Genomic DNA, 650 nt, shown 5'->3' with positions numbered 1-650 from the left:
TTTTCAACAAGCCAACGTTGTTTACCCGCATCATCAAGCAGCAACGCCAAATCGACGGATTTATCTGTATTGGCTTCAACTTGCCAAGTAAACGTCACTTCCCACTGATTTTCGCTGTGAGTGCGAGTTTCCAAGTCCCCACCATCTATCATCCACTCGGTAGTACCCTGCTTTATAATCAGAGCCTCAGCAGTCAAATTCGCAGGCAGCTGTTTGTCGCCTTCCAGATACAAAGCACCTTGAATACTCAACTCTTGAACGTCTTGCACAGGTTCTTCCTCAATCGCAGGCATTAAGTTCACCCAAAGATTGCTCTTTAGTTCAACATTCACCTGATTCATCGTAATTTGGCTGCCTTGTTGCCAGTTCACTTGAGGAACAGAACTACAACCTACGAGCGATGCAATAAGTAAGGCTACGGGTGCAAGTTTCTTCATGTTATTTCCTTTGATCTAACCAACTTTTGAGTACCTGAATATCGTTTTGGTATTCGTTCTTTATCTCTTCGACCCAGTCAGAAATATTTTCCCACCATGCCGGCATATCCGGGGATTGCGCTTTTTGAGCAACGCTTTGGATACGTTTAAGACCAATAGATCCTGCCGCACCTTTGATTTTATGCGCTTCAGAAACAATCCCATCTTGATCTT

Annotated in this window: 2 protein-coding genes; both read right to left on the bottom strand. The window is 44.0% G+C overall.

The features are described 5' to 3' along the window. Positions 1-437: hypothetical protein (locus R7040_RS27305; protein ID WP_318097723.1), on the bottom strand; the 437-nt coding region annotated here is incomplete at its 3' end. A gap of 1 nt (position 438) precedes the next feature. Further along, on the bottom strand, positions 439-650 hold a 212-nt coding region (locus tag R7040_RS27300; protein WP_318097722.1), incomplete at its 5' end, for an Hpt domain-containing protein.

The organism is Vibrio sp. 1069 (assembly GCF_033340555.1).
This window is presented reverse-complemented; position numbering and strand designations above follow the sequence as displayed.